Origin of the sequence: Proteiniborus sp. MB09-C3, from assembly GCF_030263895.1 — a bacterium.
Classification (GTDB): Bacteria; Bacillota; Clostridia; order Tissierellales; family Proteiniboraceae; genus Proteiniborus.
In genome coordinates, this window is sequence record NZ_CP127161.1 from 583,171 (window position 1) to 602,211 (window position 19,041).

The 19,041-nt window shown below is 34.0% G+C and carries 18 protein-coding genes and 1 other annotated feature; of the genes, 13 read left to right on the plus strand and 5 right to left on the minus strand.

Features of this window, described 5'->3' with window-relative positions; all coding sequences use genetic code 11:
• Positions 1-372: 372 nt before the first annotated feature.
• Positions 373-999, plus strand: a complete 627-nt coding sequence (locus QO263_RS02790) for a DUF2238 domain-containing protein (RefSeq protein ID WP_285626195.1) — start codon at positions 373-375, stop codon at positions 997-999.
• 114 nt (positions 1,000-1,113) lie between these two features.
• Here QO263_RS02790 and QO263_RS02795 read toward each other — a convergent pair whose 3' ends face one another.
• Positions 1,114-2,193, minus strand: a complete 1,080-nt coding sequence (locus QO263_RS02795) for an XdhC family protein (RefSeq protein ID WP_285626196.1) — start codon at positions 2,191-2,193, stop codon at positions 1,114-1,116.
• A 135-nt stretch (positions 2,194-2,328) separates the two neighbouring features.
• Between QO263_RS02795 and QO263_RS02800 the strand changes: the two genes are divergently transcribed.
• Entirely contained in the window at positions 2,329-2,586 is a 258-nt protein-coding gene (locus QO263_RS02800) for a YkuS family protein (RefSeq protein WP_285626197.1), read from the plus strand.
• Between the two features lie 79 nt (positions 2,587-2,665).
• On the opposite strand, the gene QO263_RS02805 is transcribed toward QO263_RS02800, so the two are convergent.
• Complete coding sequence (locus tag QO263_RS02805) at positions 2,666-2,992, minus strand: P-II family nitrogen regulator (RefSeq protein ID WP_285626198.1); 327 nt, start codon at positions 2,990-2,992, stop codon at positions 2,666-2,668.
• The gene (locus QO263_RS02810) at positions 2,993-3,364 is read right to left on the minus strand and encodes a P-II family nitrogen regulator (RefSeq protein ID WP_285626199.1); all 372 of its coding nucleotides are present in this window, start codon (positions 3,362-3,364) and stop codon (positions 2,993-2,995) included.
• A 286-nt stretch (positions 3,365-3,650) separates the two neighbouring features.
• On the opposite strand from QO263_RS02810, the gene QO263_RS02815 reads away from it, so the two are divergent.
• From QO263_RS02815 to QO263_RS02825, 3 genes are read left to right on the plus strand one after another with little or no spacing between them, the layout of a single operon-like run.
• Positions 3,651-4,352 (plus strand): response regulator transcription factor, encoded by a 702-nt coding sequence (locus tag QO263_RS02815; RefSeq protein ID WP_285626200.1) that lies wholly within the window; start codon positions 3,651-3,653, stop codon positions 4,350-4,352.
• Between the two features lies 1 nt (position 4,353).
• Positions 4,354-5,745, plus strand: coding sequence for a HAMP domain-containing sensor histidine kinase (locus QO263_RS02820; RefSeq protein ID WP_285626202.1), 1,392 nt, complete (start codon positions 4,354-4,356; stop codon positions 5,743-5,745).
• Positions 5,746-7,245 carry a hypothetical protein gene (locus QO263_RS02825; RefSeq protein ID WP_285626203.1) on the plus strand — a complete coding sequence of 500 codons (1,500 nt, stop codon included), beginning with the start codon at positions 5,746-5,748 and terminating at the stop codon, positions 7,243-7,245.
• 257 nt (positions 7,246-7,502) lie between these two features.
• On the opposite strand, the gene QO263_RS02830 is transcribed toward QO263_RS02825, so the two are convergent.
• Positions 7,503-9,530, minus strand: coding sequence for a class I tRNA ligase family protein (locus tag QO263_RS02830; protein ID WP_285629180.1), 2,028 nt, complete (start codon positions 9,528-9,530; stop codon positions 7,503-7,505).
• Between the two features lie 105 nt (positions 9,531-9,635).
• Positions 9,636-9,905, minus strand: a binding site (T-box leader).
• Between the two features lie 253 nt (positions 9,906-10,158).
• Here QO263_RS02830 and QO263_RS02835 point away from each other — a divergent pair.
• Positions 10,159-11,649: an amidase family protein gene (locus tag QO263_RS02835; RefSeq protein ID WP_285626205.1), complete on the plus strand. Its 1,491-nt coding sequence runs from the start codon at positions 10,159-10,161 to the stop codon at positions 11,647-11,649.
• A 45-nt stretch (positions 11,650-11,694) separates the two neighbouring features.
• A complete protein-coding gene (locus QO263_RS18960; protein ID WP_352169694.1) occupies positions 11,695-11,829 on the plus strand; it encodes a zinc-ribbon domain-containing protein in 135 nt (44 codons plus the stop codon).
• Positions 11,830-11,870: 41 nt separating this feature from the next.
• Here QO263_RS18960 and QO263_RS02840 read toward each other — a convergent pair whose 3' ends face one another.
• Positions 11,871-12,437 carry an acetylglutamate kinase gene (locus QO263_RS02840; protein WP_285626207.1) on the minus strand — a complete coding sequence of 189 codons (567 nt, stop codon included), beginning with the start codon at positions 12,435-12,437 and terminating at the stop codon, positions 11,871-11,873.
• A gap of 663 nt (positions 12,438-13,100) precedes the next feature.
• On the opposite strand from QO263_RS02840, the gene QO263_RS02845 reads away from it, so the two are divergent.
• From QO263_RS02845 to QO263_RS02870, 6 genes are all read left to right on the plus strand, one after another.
• Entirely contained in the window at positions 13,101-15,056 is a 1,956-nt protein-coding gene (locus tag QO263_RS02845; protein WP_285626209.1) for an endonuclease MutS2, read from the plus strand.
• A gap of 147 nt (positions 15,057-15,203) precedes the next feature.
• The gene (locus tag QO263_RS02850) at positions 15,204-15,479 is read left to right on the plus strand and encodes a DUF1905 domain-containing protein (RefSeq protein ID WP_285626211.1); all 276 of its coding nucleotides are present in this window, start codon (positions 15,204-15,206) and stop codon (positions 15,477-15,479) included.
• A gap of 44 nt (positions 15,480-15,523) precedes the next feature.
• Positions 15,524-16,399 carry an alpha/beta hydrolase gene (locus QO263_RS02855; RefSeq protein WP_285626213.1) on the plus strand — a complete coding sequence of 292 codons (876 nt, stop codon included), beginning with the start codon at positions 15,524-15,526 and terminating at the stop codon, positions 16,397-16,399.
• Positions 16,400-16,687: 288 nt separating this feature from the next.
• Entirely contained in the window at positions 16,688-17,686 is a 999-nt protein-coding gene (gene dhaK / locus QO263_RS02860; RefSeq protein WP_285626215.1) for a dihydroxyacetone kinase subunit DhaK, read from the plus strand.
• A 195-nt stretch (positions 17,687-17,881) separates the two neighbouring features.
• Positions 17,882-18,517, plus strand: coding sequence for a dihydroxyacetone kinase subunit DhaL (gene dhaL / locus QO263_RS02865; RefSeq protein WP_285626217.1), 636 nt, complete (start codon positions 17,882-17,884; stop codon positions 18,515-18,517).
• Positions 18,517-19,038 carry a type 1 glutamine amidotransferase domain-containing protein gene (locus QO263_RS02870; RefSeq protein WP_285626220.1) on the plus strand — a complete coding sequence of 174 codons (522 nt, stop codon included), beginning with the start codon at positions 18,517-18,519 and terminating at the stop codon, positions 19,036-19,038. Before dhaL ends, QO263_RS02870 begins: the two co-directional genes overlap by 1 nt.
• The last annotated feature ends 3 nt before the right edge of the window (positions 19,039-19,041 follow it).

Here is a 19,041-nt window from a genome sequence, read left to right on the forward strand (position 1 = left end):
GAGTTATAGAAAGGTTTAATATCCTTGCTTAGAGGTATAAATACGAAAGAGAGAGCATTATGAAATTTACTAAAGCACTTAAATTCGGGATTTCATTAGAGGATTCTAAAGAATATATAAAGCTAATCCAGTAAACTTTTAAGACTTTAATCATATAATCAAAGGATGGCCAAAATAAAAAATTGCTAGTTTTTTTATGAAGATTACATAAATATAATATATAAGCTCATACTGTTTTTTTATATGATCTGAGTACTACAGTATAAAGAAATATTTTGTACAAACAAGAATGAATCAAGGATGTTTAAGTGAAAAGTTGCATTGATTTTATCCATATGATAGACTTAAATATATTTGGGGGGACGTGTATATATGAATTTAATTAATATAATAAGAACAACATTTTCTGTACATGCAGCATACTTGCTTGTTAAAGGAGATATAAAATATTCATTGTTTTTGGTTATGAGCTTAGGGCTTACATTTTTACCAAGTATAGCTGAGAAAATATTTAAATTTATAATGCCAACGTTGCTTGAGGAGATTATAATAGTATTTATATTTTGCTCTCAATGGCTGGGTTCTTACTTTAGATTTTATGATATTTTTTCATGGTGGGATATACTGCTTCATACAGCATCTGGCTTTATAATTAGCTACTGTGCCATTATTATACTATATGTATTTGATAGAGAGCGAATATTTTTAAAAAGTGAAAACTATAGATTTATAGCCTTATTTACCTTTATAACATCATCTGCCAGTGCATGTATTTGGGAGATATTTGAATTTACATCTGATACTCTGCTTGGGACGAATGCTCAACTAGGAAGTCTCTGGGATACTATGACTGATATGATTGTCTGTGTAATTGGTGGATTTATATTTTCACTACTCTTATATGCAAGTGGGAAAAAAGGTAAGAAAAATTTCTTAGTAAGGCATATTGATGATTTCATAGAAAGAAATGAAGAGAAATTACAGCAAGCAGAAGCGTAGTATGAAAATGGCTGTAGGGGTTCAGCATGAATATAAACATAGTAAGAGAAAAGATAAAGGGGTAGTCTTTTATGCGACTATCCCTTTTGTTATAGATTGAATGTAAATAATTATCTAGAAGGATTCAATGAGCACGTCCATTATACCACCACATACCATGCCCTCATCTTCAGCCACATCTCCGGTCATATCAACATGCTCTATGGTGTATTCATTATTTAGTATTGTATTTCTTGCAATAGTTATTATATTTGCCTCGCTGCAGCCTCCGCCAATACTTCCCATAACCTTGCCATCAAGCCAAACAATCATTTTTGCTCCAGCTTTTCTTGGGACAGAGCCCTTAGAAGATATTATAGTGATAAGTGCTCTAGGAACTTCCGTTTCTTTTGTCATTTCCTCAATTACGGCATCATCAAACTCAGGCCAGTTAAATTTCACACCTAATTCCTTATATATAGTATTTCCCCTTGCTCTTCTAAAGCTTATGACCTGAGCAATTATAGAAACAGCTATTTCTTCAGGAGTAATAGCACCAATATCTAGTCCAATAGGAGAGTTAAGCTTTTCTATCTGTTCCTTAGAATAGCCTTCATTTAATAATTCTTCCTTCATAGCTTTTACTCTGCGTTTTGAGCCTATCATACCTAGATATGCTGTATTATATTTGAGTGAATTACGTAAGCAAACTCCATCATGTCTATGACCTCTTGTAACGATTACAATAAAATCAGATTTTTTAATATTTAGCCTAGAGAAGCAATTTTCAAAGCTTTCACATATTACTTCACTTGCTTCAGGAAAACGGCCAGAATTTGCAAAGGTCGGCCTGTCATCTACGACAACAACAGAAAATCCAACCCTAGCTCCAAATTCTGATAGAGGCTTAGCAATGTGACCTCCTCCTAAAATAATCAATCTAGGCCTTGGAAAATAAGGTTCAATCAAAATAGTTTCTTCCTTATTGTCAACAAGCTGAAGATTACCTGAGTCAAATGCAAATAATACTTTTTGGCGAAGCTCTTCATTCATATCCTTAAACAATGGATTATCATCTAAACTATCCTTATCTAAAACAATCTTATTTACTATAGAGCCTTTTTTGCCATCGATAGACTTCATAAAGGTTAACATAACCAACTCATTTCCAGAAGATAATTCATTCGATAAATTCCTATAAATATGACTAAACATTTCATTCACCATCCAATACCTGAAATTTTATATAACCATTTTATCATATATATTTTATTTTGAAAGCTAAATAGCTCACAAATGCAGAGTATATATTAGCATATATCTGTACAAAATAAACTTGAGGTGATACATGTGAAAAAAGTTGGTATAGAAAAAGGGCTAAGAAATGTTGCAGATTATTTAAGCAATGAAGGCTATACTGTACAGGAGTTAAGCGGTCCAATAAAAGAAAATCTTTCAAAGCTAGGTGGTCTGGATGTAGTAGTGACTTCAGGATTTGATACAGATATGATGGGCGATAGCACTACAGAAACTAAGACACCAGTGGTAAATGCAGATGGACTAACTCCACAACAAGTTAGAAGCATGATTGAAAGACAAACTAGATAATATATACTTCATAAAATCCAAAAAACCTGCAACTTGGCTAGCTTAACCAATGCAGGCTTTTATTTTTTGTATTATTACTTTAATTATTAAGATAATGGCTTATTCCTACTGCTCTTTTCACATCTATGACGAATGCAATACCCTTGCCTGGTTTGTTAATACCAACCTTATCTGAAATAGCCTGTAGTACTTGTTCTGTCTTATTAGCATCTACAAGGGTTAATATAATTTCCTTTTCTGGCTCCATGAGAAAACCAAAAAGCTTTGCTACTTCATGTATTCCAGAGCCTCTACCATTAATAACAGTTCCACCTTCAGCCCTAGCTGTTTTTGCAGCATTTATCACTTCTGATGAGTGGCCTTTATTAACAATAGTTATAATTAAATCAAAGTTATTTTCATTCATTTAAAAACCTCCCTTCTTATCTGTCCATTTTTCTAGTAAATGGGCAATACCAAGGTGATTTTTTACATCTATTACAAACGCAATACCATTGCCTGGTTTATTTAGGTTAGCTCCGTTAGAAATGGCATTAATAACATTGTCAGCAGCCTTTTGTTGAACTAAGGTAAGAATTATTTCCTTTTCTGGATTGTAATCCATTCCTAAAATATTTTGATATACACATTCTTCTGCTATTCCATTGCCTAAAATAATAGTTCCGCCTTCTGCACCTGAATTCTTTGATATGTCTATGACATCAGAGCCTAGACCTTTTCTCACTATAGTAATAATAAGACTGTATTTTTTTCTATCAATATTATCCACTGTCATCATGAGCTTTCTCCTTCCTATTACGGCTGAAACAATTTTTAGTTATATTAAATATTATAATTAAAATATCTCAATAAATCAATGTTTCACAGAAAATACCTTATAACATTGGCCTGTTAAATCGTAACTTTTTTGTAAATCTTTAAATTGCATAAAGGTTTATTATTGTAGTATGAAATGTATTATGAGAAAAATAAAAGGGAATTATTACATGCTTAAAAGGGTTACATGATAAAATTAATAAAGGTATAATTAATTATTAGAAAGATACAGTTCTGGAGTGATGATCATGGAAGAAATAAAAACAAAGGTACTAGTGGTTGAGGATGAAGCTTCCATTAGAAAATTTATTTCTATTAATTTAAATAGAGCTGGTTTTCAAGTAATGGAGGCTGAATCCAGCGAAAAAGCACTAGAGATAATAAATGAGTTTAATCCTGATGTAGCTATTCTAGATGTTATGCTGCCTGGGATTGATGGTTTTACACTTTGCAATTATTTACGCAACCAATCCCCTAATATGGTGATTATAATGCTAACTGCAAGGGGTCAGGACACAGATAAAATAAATGGTCTTGAGATTGGAGCAGATGATTACATGGTAAAGCCTTTTAATCCAATGGAGCTAATAGCAAGGATAAACGCAAACATAAGAAAAATCCATAATGTGAATAGATTATCGACAACGAGGCTTAGTCTTATGGATATGGAAATTGATTTAGGTGCCCAAAGATTTTTCAGAAAAGAAGAAGAAATAGAACTAACTCCAACAGAATTCGCCATTATGAAAATGTTTATACAGAATCCAGATAAGGCATTAAGCAGGCATGACATACTAGATTTAGTCTGGGGAAAAAACTATTTTGGTGATATAAAAATCGTGGATGTAAATGTTAGAAGAATTAGAGAAAAAATAGAGGACAATCCTTCTGAACCTAAAATAATTGAAACCGTATGGGGAGTAGGGTATAGGCTGCGAGGAGAGAGCTAATGTGAAAAGTATTAAAAAAAGATTAGTCGTGTATTTCATGTTTATCATAGTAATTACTGTGGTGGCTCTAGAGATATTTCTAATCAATACAGTAAAACAAAACTATTATAAGAATTTAGAGGATAATTTGTACAATCAGATAAAGATGTCTTCTGATTTATACTGTCAATATTTTTCAGATGCTACTCTTCATGAAAATGTGCTAAATAATGTAGATACTTTTTGGAGACAAACTACAGCACAGGTCCAGATCATTGACCTAGACGGAGATATTATAATGGATTCAATTGGAGTCACAAATTTTGATGACGAGAAAATGGATGATGTAAATAAGGCATTTAATGATCAGAAGGGAAAATGGATTGGAAAAGTGAACTATGATATTGAGCAGGTTATGGCTATATCATATCCTCTTAAATCAGGTGATAATATTGTTGGAGTGCTAAGATTTATTACTTCATTAAGGGAAGTAAATAATGATATTAGAGAGATAGCCTCTGTATTCGTATGGTTTGGGTTAGTGGTAGTAATTATTTCAGGATTTTTGAGCATATTTTTAGCTAATTCAATTATTGGTCCTTTAAAGGAAGTAACTACTGCTGCAGAGGAAATGGCATTGGGAGACTTTAAAACTAAAAGCAAGAAGAAATATAATGATGAAATTGGAAAGCTTTCTGATACATTGAATTATATGGCAACAGAGATATTAAAAAGAGAACAATTGAAAACAGATTTCATTTCTTCTGTTTCTCATGAATTGAGAACTCCATTAACATCCATAAAGGGCTGGGCTGTTACTCTAAAGCAAGGCTATGAGACAAAGGAAGTTTTAATGGATGGACTTGATATTATTGAAAAAGAAAGTGATAGGCTTACTCTTATGGTAGAGGAGCTTTTAGATTTTTCAAAGTTTGTATCAGGTAAAACTGTTCTTGAAAAGCAGGAAATTGATGTAGCTAGCATTATAGAGCATATAAGGAAGCAACTGACTCCAAGAGCTCTTAGAGATCAAATAGACTTTCAGATATCCTATGAAGATAATCTACCAAAGCTCCATTCTGATGGAAATAGGTTGAAGCAGGTGTTCATAAATATACTAGATAATGCTTTTACATTTACTCCATCTGGAGGGAAAGTTACATTTGATACTAGGTATGAGAAATCTAATTTGATTTTTTCTGTTAAGGACACTGGCTGTGGAATATCAGAAGAAGATCTTCCAAAGGTTAAGGAGAAATTTTATAAAGGAAAAACAAGTAAGTCTAAAAATGGAATTGGATTGTCTATTTGTGATGAAATAGTTGCATTGATGAGTGGTAGCCTAGAGATAAAAAGCCAGCTTAATGAAGGAACTGAAGTTGTAGTTACACTTCCTTTAGAGGAGGGTGAATAGATGAAAAAAGTTAAACTCATGTATATAATGATTCTAATAGCTTTAGTCATGGTAGGATGCGATGCTTCTCCTAAGGAGTCTACTGATAGAATTTCATCTCCTAACAATAGTCAAATTCCTATTTCAGGTACATGGAAAATTGCAAAAGTCATTGAGGAGAATTCAAATGATGAAGATTCTAGGAAGATAGAGTGGGAAAATAAAACACTTGAGTTTTCAGAGGAATATGTGACATTAGGTGATTATTATTTAAAAGAACCTAGATATCAGGTAAAACGCGTTAATGGAAGAGAGTATTTATTATATAATCATAAAACTTTTTTAGAGGATTTTAATATTCCTGATGGAGAGGTTGAAGTTATAACGGTTATAGATAAGGATAAGTACTTTTGTGATATTGTTAGAATCAGTGAGAATGAATTAATTTTAAGTGTTTCAAACTATAATTTTAATTTAATAAAGATTTCTGATAAAGTAGAAAATAATTCTGGGAATCAAAATATGCAAAAAACCGAGGGAAATAATTTCACAGTATATGAGAATGATTCACTTATTCGTTCTGGTATTCTATTAGGCCTTCGTTCTAACAATTCTAATGAATATACCTATAGGACTGTATGGATTGGATTTAAAAATAAAAGATTAGACCCTATCTTAGAAACCGAGGGAATAATCTTTCCAAGAAGAAGTGGATTCTGGAAGATGGAGATCATAAAAAATACTGAAGCTGGAAAGACAGAGGATTTTTTATTTGCTCATAATATTTCGAAGGAAAATGCTAATGAAGCAAAGATACTACAGTTTGATTATTCAGATTGGACAGAAAAAGTAGGAAATATTCAAAAACGCATTGATTATATTGGAAATGATTATGTATCTATTGAAGTTTTAGGTAATGGAAGCTATGAACAAAGCGATAAAATTTGGCAGGAGAATATCCTTCAAACCTTGCCTATAGATAGCCTAGCTAGCAAAAAAAACATAAAAATAACCGACCTTTCTGGAGATGAAAGCATTGGAGCTATAGAGCTTGGAATACAAAAAACAATGGAAAATCTAAAAATTAAAAAAAGTAATCTGATAAATAAATACAAGCTTTTAAATAGCTTTGGTCTAGAGAGGAAAATGGGACATTGGTTTTTTAAAGGAAGAATCAATTATATGCTAGATGATGAATTTTATTATGAAGATTACAATATTAATATAATTCCTCCTTCTAAGCTGGTGATGTATGATGATTTGAATATCTCTTGGACTCACATAAAAAACAAGGTTCCAGGAGCAATAGATGCTTTTACTTCACCTTATAAAGATGTGGTCCTTGTCCTCACTAAAAGCGAAATAATCATTTATGGGATTGAAAAGGGAGAAATAGAAAGCTCACCTTTGAGGAGAATAGGCTTAAAGGATAATGAAGCAGTAATAATGGCAGAATGGGCTACGGGTGACTATGTAGATAATTGGAGCAAGACTTTAATGGGTTTAAATGATAGTGAGTGAACAAAAGTATATGTTTAAGTGAATATTCTCTGTTATAGAATATGTGTATTGTTATGTGAGTATTGAAAAAAGACAAGGACAGCCAAAAGCTACGAGATCACTGAAAAAAATTAGTTTTCTTGCTTGTCATTCTGAAACGTAGTTGAAGATGTATGTTTTCAATATATGAGAGATCCTTCGCTTACGCTCAGGATGACAAAAGAGAAGTTTTTCAGTGGTCTCAAAGCTATTCTTGTCTTTTTGATTTTAAAAGGTAGCTATACAAATTGGCTAGGATGTTTTTTGAAAAAGTCTATTCTAGGCTCTAAAAACTTAAGGCAATGCTCTTGTGGGTCATCCATAAAATCATATATTGTGTGGAAGATTTTTTCCCAACTCCAAAACTCCTCACCTAAATTTAGATATTCAAGAATCATTTCTGTCCCTTCTGGTGCGATTGAATGCATTAGAACCATGGCAGTCCTAAGTCTATGAAAAGCATCGACTACAACCTGTGAATGAAAGCTGGGCTCCTTATTTTCATCTGCTAGCTTCATATCTCTTACCCAAGACTTGTTAATATTACGAATATAGGAATCCATAAGGTTCATTATCGTATGAAATTCGTATCTATGCATTAATCTCTCAAACTCCAATATTGTTTCCTGAGATTCGTACAAAACTTCCTCACTAACATTGCCTACTGGTATTTTCCCATTGTAATATTGTTGTACAGTATAAAAACATGAACGAGCAACTCTATTAAAGACATTAGTCAGCAAATTACCTTCTTTCAGTACAGGATCGCTATCTTTTTCTGAAGCTTTAGGGTTAAAGGGCTTAGGCTGAAAGCTGACACTCCTAATTCCCAGACCTAATCCTAGAAAGTGAGCTCTTAGCTGCTCTGAAGTATAGTAATTAAGCAATTCTTTTGCAGTAGGAGGTTTTACATTACCACTGCTGCTTGCCTTTTTATCTAAAAATAGTATATGGTTATTTGCAACAAGATTAGGCAGCTGGAGCTGACCTTCTGATGGATGGCTTGAAGACTCTCTGCCTTGAGTAGCCATAAACATAGCCATTTCTGCTGGCCCATAAAAATAAATATTATCTTCTCCCATAAACTGATATATACTAGAATCTGAAGAGCACCACCAGTTTCTCCAAGCATCGTCATTTTTGTCTAATTGTTTAAGATAGGTTTTAGTAAAGGATATAGGTGCCCAAAGAGATTCTGGCCATACCCAAAAAGTTAGATCATCTATTCCTTCAATAGAGGGTACAGGAACTCCCCATTCAACATTACCAGTTAATCTAAAAGGTACCAAAGTCTTTCCGGTACGAAAACGGATGGACTTTTCTCCTAGTAGCAGGCAAGCCTTATCTCTCTCCCCTAAAGAGTTAAATATCATGACAAAAGAAGATTTTTTATCCTCGTCTTGAAGAATATATTGAGGAAGCTGATTTTGTATAGAATTTAATAAATCAAATTGATCTTTTTTTACGTAAATAACAGGAGGCTTTAAAAATTCTTTTATAGTTCTTATTAAAGATGGTCTGCAATCGAGTGTCTCCTCAAGATAATTAATCCATTCTTCCAACAAGTCATGAAAATTATCAAGATTAAAATACCAATTAGTCACATCTCTCATTTCTGGCTTTTTCCCTGAGAGTGTACTCTTGGGATTGATGAGATTTATTGGCATATATTGATGTCCTAGTGAACATTCGTCAGCATATGCCTTTTCAGAGGAACATCCTTCAATAGGACACTTACCAATTACTTGGCGGCCATTTAGAAAAACTCCAAAGTCAGTATCATAAAATTGAGAGGTAGTCATTTTAGTTAAATGTCCATTTGAATAGAGATTTTGAAAAAAATCACTAGATACTTGCTTATGAACCTCAGATGAAGGTCCAAAGCTAGAAGCTGCAAATAGATTCAAGTCAATGTTATAGTGTTCTAATACTTCTTTTTGACGCTCATGATTAAATTGCACAAAATCGTTAATTGTTCCTTTGAATTTTCCATTATTAACTAATTGACGATAATTTTCTGATATTGGAGAACCATAACAATCTGTGCCAGAAACAAAAATGACATTTTCCCTGCCAATTCTATCTCGTAGAAATCTAGCGAAGGTGTCAGCATGAACAAAAACCCCACCTATATGACCTAAATGAAGCTCTTTATTACCATAGGGCATTCCAGCAGTAACTACTGCTCTTCTGGGGAATTGTGGTCTACTGATATTATTAATAGATTTGTCTATACGACTAGTATTATTTTCAACAGAATCATTCATAGTTTTTATCATTCCTTTCTCTAATGAATTAGTTTTATTTCTGATTTTTCTATATTTAAAGCTTGTTTTCTAATAAAAAAAGCTCTCACCTCCAAGACTTTAAATCTTGAGGACGAGAGCTATAGCTTCGTGTTGCCACCTCAGTTTGTTAATATGTCACCACATTAACCTCTTCAAGTACGGCATGCTATACTAAGCATACTTATACTCTAGTTCTTTAACGAGAACAATCGTCACAGTATCATTTCATATAATATATGAAAATCCAAGTGCAGCTCCAAGTCTTGTTTCGATAAAATATTCTTGCTCCTTTTCAGCTACCGGAGCTCTCTGCTAAAGAATCCACTTATCTACTCTTCTCTTCACAGCTTTTTTATACTAATAGTATTGCTCTGTATCATATCATAATATTCAATATCTGTAAACATTGTTTCGTTTTACTAAAATATTTATGGGAAAAGCCAAGAAAAATTAAAGTTATTATTGAAACCTTATAAGATACCTACACCCTTTTTGTATTGAAATAACAATGATTATACAGGATAGATACATGTATAATAAGTATAAGGCGAAGTGTAAACGTTTTTTGTTAACATAGAGTTAAAAATATATTTTGGTAGGTGATATTGTGAGTACAGAAAAAGTAGGCTTTATATTAAAAGAAGCAACAATTTCATCGGTACATGCTGCAATGGAAAGAGGAGAGCTTAATTGTCGTCAGCTAGTAGAGATGTATATAAAACGAATAGAAGCATATGACAAGAAAGGACCTGCTCTCAATTCAGTAATTATGATAAATCCAAAGGCCTTAGAAATAGCAGATGAATTAGACAGAAAGTTCAAGGAGTCAGGCTTTACAGGAATACTTCACGGAATACCAGTATTATTAAAGGATAATGTAGATACAGGAGATATGCCGACTACAGCAGGCTCTTTAAGTCTAGAAGGTGTAGTGCCAGAAGATGATGCTTTTATCGCTAGAAAATTAAAAGAAGCAGGAGCTGTCATAATAGCAAAAGTGAACTTACACGAATTTGCAGTTTGGGGTGAAACAGCCAGCTCTATACTTGGTCAGACCTTAAATCCATATGATTTAACTAGAACACCAGGTGGTTCCAGTGGTGGAACAGGTGCAGGGATAGCAGCTAATTTTGGTATGATAGGAATAGGAACTGATACAATTAACTCAGTACGTTCTCCAGCTTCAGCATGCAGCTTAGTTGGACTTAGACCAACTGTTGGACTAGTTAGCAGGGATGGTATAGTACCTTATTCTATGACTCAGGATACTGCTGGCCCAATTATGCGTACAGTAGAAGATGCAGCTAAGGTGTTAGATGTAATAGCTGGATATGATCCTGCCGATCCACAAACAGCTTGGTCCATAGGACACGTTCCAGAGACATATACAGCATTCTTAAATAAAGAAGGTTTAAAAGGAAAGAGAGTGGGAGTATTAAATAGCTTCTTTGGCAGCAATGACATACATGAAGAAGTAAATCAGGTTATAAATAATAGCTTAGAAGAAATGAAGAAGAATGGAGCTACTTTAGTTTCAATTGAGGAAAATATTGATGCAGATAAGCTTGTTAAAGAGGTAAGTGTACACCTTTATGACTTAAAGGCACATTTGAATGTATATTTACAGGATTTAGGCTCACGTGCAAAGGTAAATTCTCTTGCAGATGTCATTGCTTCAGGCAAATATCATGAGGGGATAGAAGAAAATATCAAGTTTGCAGAAACCCTAGATATAAATACTCCTGAGTATAATGAACGTCTTATTAAAAGAGCAGAGCTTAGAAATCTCGTCATGAGAATCATGGCAGAATATAATCTAGATGCCATAGTATATCCTCATCAAAAAAGACCAGTAGTAAAAGTAGGAGAACCACAAGCCGAAAGAAATGGAGTACTAGGATCGGCAACAGGCTTCCCTTCTTGTGTAGTACCTGCTGGATTTACAAAGCCAATGGATGTAGCTCCTATTGGAGTTCCAGTAGGATTAGAAATTTTATGTAGAGAATGGGATGAAGGTAGATTAATAGAAATTGCATATGCATTTGAACAGGCAACACATTTTAGAAAAGTTCCTGCTAGTACGCCATGCATAAAATAGAAAGAATAGTAACTCAGATTATAATTCTTTATAAGCAAAAATAGTATAAAAGGAGATTATAATATATGCCCTTATTGCGGTGCTAGTTTATCAGTAAAGTGTCATAACTGCGGGACAGCTATAGAAGACGATTGGTTGGTGTGTCCCAGATGTGCAAAGCCTTTAAAAGAGAATGTTTAAAAAGGCAATCTAAAGACCTCCTATTTTTGGAGGTCCTTAGGTTAACAACAAAAATAGCATGCAAACTGACAAATAATTCCTTTAGCCATCATATCTGCCATTTGTAATATCTGAATCTCCATTTTATCATATGTGTCTATACTTTTCTGATATTCCTTATTAAGCATATAGACGGCTTCAGCTTTTACAAAGGCTAGATGTTCATGCAGCATTTCTCTCCAATTCTTTTCTGACCAATATGGATTAATGTAACCAAGCAAAGCTGCTATATCGTCTGCATTTTTATACCATCTTTTTTCAGCATCTTCTGCTTTTTGACTGTCACCTGCTTTAGCAGCTTTAATTAGCTCTGCTGCAATAGTAAGATGATATGTTAATAATTTTTCAAATCTTGTAGCAATAATATCTCCGTAGAAGGGCCTTAAAGCATTCGCAAAATCAGTTGGATTTCGAAGAAGTCGTTTAACAGTGGGATCTTCATCTGGCAATCCAAAGACAATGCTTATTATAGCCATCCTTGTCCAGGCACCATGTTGCTCCCAAAGCATGCGGATATGGTTTATTAGATTTACTGCTGAACTACAAATACAGTTAAATGAAGTGTACATATTATCTCCACCTTTACTTTCTAATTAATACATAATATGTCATGTAAAAAGGAAGGTTCAAAATTTAATTCCTTGAAAATCAGTATGCTACATGGTATAATATGTATGAATTCGCAATAGAGGAGACTGTTTTATGATAGAGGTTGTTCTTAACTAAGCAATTAAATATTTAAGTTTTGGAATGCTTAAAGGCCTGTAAATTAAGTAGGTCTGTTTACGTACATCTATTTTAGATAACATCCAAGACTTGAACTTAGATAAGAACACATAAAACAGCATCTTTATTATAATTGAGCAATAATATCTGTGCTGCTGCACGGATTTTTTTGTTCCCAAAAGGAGCTTTTTACCCTATGGAAGACTATATATTATTTCTAGCTGAGAAATATATACTTTTCCATGCTATGAATTAAAACTTTAAAATATTGTTTATTAGTTTTAATTCATACTTTTTAGGTACAAAGAATACTTTATTTGTTATTTTAAATGACTATAAAGGCTGTAAATGAACATTGTGTTCATTTATGGCCTTTTATTTTTTGCTACTAAACTATTGCAGAATCAAAGATTTTAGCTATCTACTTAGGGGGTGTGAGGATGTTAAGTGTGCTTGAGACTTCACTATGTATAAGGAATTAATTTAAAAAGTCTGGAGGAATAGAAGTGAATAGAAAAACCATTGAACTATTAGAATATGACAAGATTAAAGAGATATTGAAGAGCTTTGCATTATCGGATTTAGCAAAAGAACAAATCCATAAGCTGGAGCCTTATATAGACATTAGCTTAATAGAAAAACACATGAAGGAGACTACTGAGGCAAGGGCTGTAGTAGATATTAGCTCAAGTATTCCAATCCATAGCTTGATTGGAATCAATAATATAAAACAGAAGATTGCAAAAGGCATAGTACTCAATCCTGAAGATTTAGAGACTGTTGCAGGGCTGTTAAGAGAAGTGAAGAAGCTTAAGAGATTCATATCAGACAAAGAATATGTAGCACCTACTATTAGTTCCTATGCATTGTCTACCTTTGAACTAGATGATCTGTTACAGGAAATAGAGCGTTGTATTGTTCATGGAAGAGTAGATGATAGGGCTAGCTCTGAACTATCAAAGATACGAAAAAAGATAGCAATTCTAGAAGAAAGAATAAAGAATAGGCTTGAAAGCATACTTAGAAATGAGAAATATAAAAGTTATATTCAGGATGGCTTAATTAGTACCCGAAATGGAAGATATGTAATTCCAGTGAAAAATGAATATAGGAAAAACATAGAGGGCAGTATTCATGATATGTCTGGCAGCGGTTCTACTGCTTTTATAGAACCAGCAGAGGTTAAGAAATATCAGGATGAACTCAATATACATGTTATTGAAGAAGAAAAAGAGATATATAGAATATTATCTACTCTTACTGCAATGATAGAAAGTAGAGGAAGGGAATTAAATATTAATATTGAAGCTATGTGCTACTATGATTTTATTTTTGCTAAAGGAAAATATAGCAAGAGTATTGATGGAAAAACAGTGAAATTCAACTCTGATAATTATATAAACATTAAAAAAGGAAGACATCCTCTCATAGGTACATCTGTAGTGCCTTTAGACTTTGCAGTTGGTAAAGACTACAAGGGAGTAATTATTACTGGTCCCAATACTGGTGGTAAAACTGTGGCTTTGAAAACTGTAGGTTTATTGACTATGATGGCTCAGTCAGGTATTCATGTACCAGTAGAGGATGGGAGTGAGTTTGCTGTATTTGCAGATGTGCTAGTAGATATTGGAGATGGTCAGAGCATAGAGCAGAGCTTAAGCACATTTTCATCTCACATAAAGAATATTATAAGTATTTTAGATGCCGCCAATAAATATACTCTAGTCATTATGGATGAAATAGGAGCAGGTACAGATCCAGGAGAAGGCATGGGTATAGCAATTGCAGTCTTAGAGCAGCTTTACAGAAAAAAAGCAACAATATTAGCCACTACTCACTATAGTGAAATAAAAGATTTTGCTTTAAATCATGAGGGGTTTGTTAATGGGTGTATGGAGTTTGATATCGACACTCTCAAGCCTTTATATAAACTCAATATTGGCAAGCCGGGAGAGAGTAATGCTTTTTTAATAGCATTGAGATTGGGTATGAATAAAAATATAATTGAAAGAGCTCACGAAGTTACCTACAAGGAGCATAAAGAGTATTTAGAATATAAAAGTGAGGATAAAAAGGAAACTCTGGAAAACAAGAAGGAAACTCATACTAATGAACAGCAGCTAAGAAAATTTGAGGAAGCTAAGCTGATAAATAAGGTGTATGAAAAGCAGAAGACAGAGCCTAAGTTTAGCTTAGGCGATAGTGTATATGTTAGCTTTATGAATAGAACAGGAGTAATATATGAGTCGGAAAACGCAAAAGGAGAATATGGGGTTATGGTTATGAAAAAGAAGCTAAAGATAAACAAAAAACGCCTTTCACTTCATATTACTAAAGATGAGCTATATCCAGAGGATTATGATTTTGATATTGTGTTTGAAAATAAGGAAGACAGAAAAAAGAAAAGCATAATGAACAGAAAGCATGTAAAGGGAATAGAAGTTGAGCTAAAGAAGCAGTAAGACTTCCCGTGATGTGTGGCTTGACTATATATCTAGCGCGATTACAGATTAGAAGTGGCTAAAAATTCCTAGTAACTATGCTATAATGAGATTAACTGGATTACGTAGACAAGTATTTGAAAAATAAATTAATAGAGAGGTCGTTATATGAGCAAAGTATACGAGTTTGAGGCTGAAATAAAAAAAGTGCCTGACATTGATGGTGCATATATTGAAATACCATTTGACGTAAAGGTGGAGTTCGGGAAAGGACGTGTGCCTGTTTATGCTACATTCGATGATGAGCCATATGAAGGCAGTTTAGTCAGAATGAAAACACCTTGCCATATCATAGGAATTAGAAAAGATATTCGAGCAAAAATTGGCAAGCAGCCAGGAGATACTATTAGAGTTACAATAACAGAAAGAAAAGTGAAAAGATAGATGAAAGTAAGTATTAGATAAAAAAATTTTTGTGAGGTATAACTATGGTAACTAACTTAAGCACATATATGTACAAAAAAACTGATGATTGTTCTATATATTTGGACTTTTATAGTTCCAATAAGAAGAATTCACCAGTAATTATATATACTCATGGTGGAGCTTTAATATGGGGCTCAAGAAAAAATATTAATCCTAAACAAGTTGACTTATATAATGAAGCAGGATACTCGGTTATTTCTTTAGATCATAGGTTAGCACCTGAAACCAAATTAAAGCATATAGTTGAAGACATTAATGATGCTATAGTTTGGGTTAAAGAAAATGGTGAAGATTTGCTTGGCATTGACAATAACAGAATTGCAATGGTGGGAAGCTCTGCAGGCGGTTATTTAAGCTTGTTATCAGGCACCTTTGACGTAAAGCCTAATGCCATAGTATCATTCTATGGATATGGGGACGTACTCGGCGAGTGGTATGGAAAACCTAGTGAGCATTATTGCAAAATGCCCTTAGTCAATAAAAATGAAGCCTATGAGGTTGTTGGCAATGAACCTATTACCCAGGGGGATAGGGAAAGATTTATATACTATCTATATTGCAGACAAAAAGGAATATGGACAAAAGAAGTAAGTGGATACCATACCCTATTTCAAAAGGAAAAGATAATACCTTTTTGTCCAATATATAATGTAAGCTCAGATTTTCCGCCTACTCTTTTAATACATGGGGACGTAGATACTGATGTGCCATACGAACAGTCAGTCAACATGTCCGAAAAGCTAGAAGAGTACGGAGTATATAATAAATTGATAACCGTTAAGAATGAAGGACACGTATTTGATAATGATATGAAAAAGCCAGTAACAATAGAGGTCTTTAATCAAGTTTTGAATTTTCTGAAAATGAAATTACAGTAATATATGTGATGCTACCTTAGCTTAATGAAAACAAATAAAATAACAGTCTTATGCATATATATAAAAAAGCAAGCATATCTATAATAAATATATGAATGTAGTAGACAATTGAATATTTTGTGGAGACTTGGAGAACCACACTATCTATCCTATGGAGACATAGGCTAGATACGTGTGGTTTTTGCATACTAAAAATGTTTAACGCTTGTCATAATTTACTTTGATTCAAATATATATTAGTAACACAAATAAAAGGATAAAAAATCAATTTTGAAAGGAAGTGGAGTCATGAAAAAGATCATTAATAACAGAGAAAATGTTGTAGAAGAAATGCTTCAAGGCATAGTAGCAGCTCACCCAGAGTATGTGAAAAGAGTAGAAGACTACAATGTGCTAGTTAGGAAAAGTTCACCAATAAAAGGAAAAGTAGGCTTAGTAAGTGGCGGAGGAAGCGGACATGAGCCATCTCACGGAGGATATGTAGGAACTGGTATGTTAGATGGAGCAGTTGCAGGCGAAGTATTTACATCACCTACACCGGATCAGGTTTATGAGGCTATTAAAGCTGTAGATGGTGGTGCAGGGGTATTATTAGTCATTAAAAACTATACTGGAGATATTATGAATTTTGAAATGGCCTCAGAAATGGCGGCAGCAGAGGGTATAACCGTTCAAAGTGTTGTAGTAGACGATGATGTAGCAGTTGAGGATAGTACCTATACTACAGGAAGAAGAGGAATTGCAGGCACTGTATTTATTCATAAAATAGCTGGTGCGGCAGCTGAAAAAGGTTTAGAACTAAGTGAAGTTAAAAGAATTGCTGAAAAAGTAATAAAAAATGTTAGATCCATGGGAATGTCTCTAACTCCATGTATAGTTCCAGCAGTAGGCAAGCCGAGCTTCGAGATAGGTGAAGATGAAATGGAAGTAGGCTTAGGCATACATGGTGAGCCAGGAACTCATAAAGAAAAAATACAATCAGCAGATGAAATAGCAGATCATCTGCTAGAAAAAATACTGGGGGATATTGAAATAAAAGATGACGAAGAAGTAGCTGTTATGGTTAATGGTTTAGGCGGGACACCATTGATGGAGCTTTATATAGTCAATAGGGAAGTTCATAGGAAATTAAATGAAAAAGGAATAAAGGTATATAAAACTCTTGTTGGTAATTTTATGACATCTATAGAAATGGCAGGAGCATCCATAAGTGTACTAAAGCTAGATGATGAAATAAAAGAATTATTAGATGCAAGTGCTGATACGCCTGCATTTAGGCAATTGTAGTCTATAGAATCTAAGCCTATTCATGTCATCCTAAGCATCAGTGAAAGATCTCTCCTGCTTAACGATTGTCTAATTCTTCACTGCGTTCAGAATGACAAAAATGTATAGAATGTGAATTTTCATACAGTCTGACGTCTCAGAATGACAAAAGGATTTTACTCTGAATCGAGGCTTAGTTTATGGGGGGAATTAACTATGATTACATCAGATGTGCTCTTAACAATGATTAGAAACATGGGAGAAGCAATAAAAGAAAACAAGGAATTCTTAACAGATTTAGATACTGCAATAGGAGATTCTGATCATGGAATAAACATGAGCAAGGGTTTTACAGCAGTATTAGGTAAGCTGAGTGGTATGGAAGATAAGGATTGCGGAACTATCATAAAAGCAGTAGCCATGACTTTGATATCTACTGTAGGAGGGGCCTCAGGTCCATTATATGGTACAGCCTTCTTAAAGGCAGCTTCAGTAGTTAATGGAAAAGCCTATATAGATAGACAGGATACAATTCAGATGCTGTATGAAGCCATACAGGGGATAAAAGCTAGAGGCAAGGCAGAAAAGGGAGACAAGACGATGCTCGATGCATTAATCCCGGCCTATGAGATGCTTAAGGAATCCATAGAAAATGGAGAGGAAATAACTACTGCCTTTGAAAAGGCTGAGGTGGCGGCAATTGGTGGTGTAGAGTACACAAAAACCATTATTGCAAGGAAGGGCAGAGCCAGTTATCTAGGAGAGAGAAGCATAGGGCATCAGGACCCTGGAGCTACATCTAGCTATATCATTCTAAGGGCTATAAAAGATACTCTGAAGGAGGCAAGATAATGAAAGATGAGAACAAGAAAATTGTAGTATTAGCCGAGGATGGCTATGAGGATCTAGAGCTTTGGTATCCAGCCATAAGGTTAAAGGAAGAAGGCTACCATGTTGACATAGTCGGTAGTGGAAGCAAAAAGAAATATATTGGGAAATATGGAACCTCTGTAGAGGTAGATTTAGACTATGACGCTATCTCATCAAAGGATTATGATGGAATCATTGTGCCAGGAGGATGGGCTCCAGATAAATTGAGGAGATATGCTGGGATATTAGATTTAGTTAAAGCTTTTGCAGACGAAGGAAAGCTATTAGCCACAATTTGTCATGGGGGCTGGGTGTTCATATCGGCTAAGGTTGTTGATGGATACAAAATGACCTGTGTAAATGCAATAATTGATGACATAGAAAATGCCGGAGCTACTTATATAGATGATGAAGTAGTAGTAGATAGAAACATGATAACATCTAGAACTCCTAAGGATTTGCCAAGCTTCATGAAGGCTATCATCAACTTTCTTCAGCAGTAGGAG

Excerpts from the sequence above, each read along its gene's own strand:
- QO263_RS02810 (WP_285626199.1), bottom strand. The coding sequence starts at position 3,364 with ATGATGACAGTGGATAATATTGATAGAAAAAAATACAGTCTTATTATT.
- dhaL (WP_285626217.1), top strand. The coding sequence starts at position 17,882 with ATGATTACATCAGATGTGCTCTTAACAATGATTAGAAACATGGGAGAA.
- QO263_RS02825 (WP_285626203.1), top strand. The coding sequence starts at position 5,746 with ATGAAAAAAGTTAAACTCATGTATATAATGATTCTAATAGCTTTAGTC.
- QO263_RS02805 (WP_285626198.1), bottom strand. The coding sequence starts at position 2,992 with ATGAATGAAAATAACTTTGATTTAATTATAACTATTGTTAATAAAGGC.
- QO263_RS02855 (WP_285626213.1), top strand. The coding sequence starts at position 15,524 with ATGGTAACTAACTTAAGCACATATATGTACAAAAAAACTGATGATTGT.
- QO263_RS02830 (WP_285629180.1), bottom strand. The coding sequence starts at position 9,530 with ATGAATGATTCTGTTGAAAATAATACTAGTCGTATAGACAAATCTATT.
- QO263_RS02840 (WP_285626207.1), bottom strand. The coding sequence starts at position 12,437 with ATGTACACTTCATTTAACTGTATTTGTAGTTCAGCAGTAAATCTAATA.
- QO263_RS02795 (WP_285626196.1), bottom strand. The coding sequence starts at position 2,193 with ATGTTTAGTCATATTTATAGGAATTTATCGAATGAATTATCTTCTGGA.
- QO263_RS02790 (WP_285626195.1), top strand. The coding sequence starts at position 373 with ATGAATTTAATTAATATAATAAGAACAACATTTTCTGTACATGCAGCA.
- QO263_RS02815 (WP_285626200.1), top strand. The coding sequence starts at position 3,651 with ATGGAAGAAATAAAAACAAAGGTACTAGTGGTTGAGGATGAAGCTTCC.
- dhaK (WP_285626215.1), top strand. The coding sequence starts at position 16,688 with ATGAAAAAGATCATTAATAACAGAGAAAATGTTGTAGAAGAAATGCTT.
- QO263_RS02870 (WP_285626220.1), top strand. The coding sequence starts at position 18,517 with ATGAAAGATGAGAACAAGAAAATTGTAGTATTAGCCGAGGATGGCTAT.
- QO263_RS02850 (WP_285626211.1), top strand. The coding sequence starts at position 15,204 with ATGAGCAAAGTATACGAGTTTGAGGCTGAAATAAAAAAAGTGCCTGAC.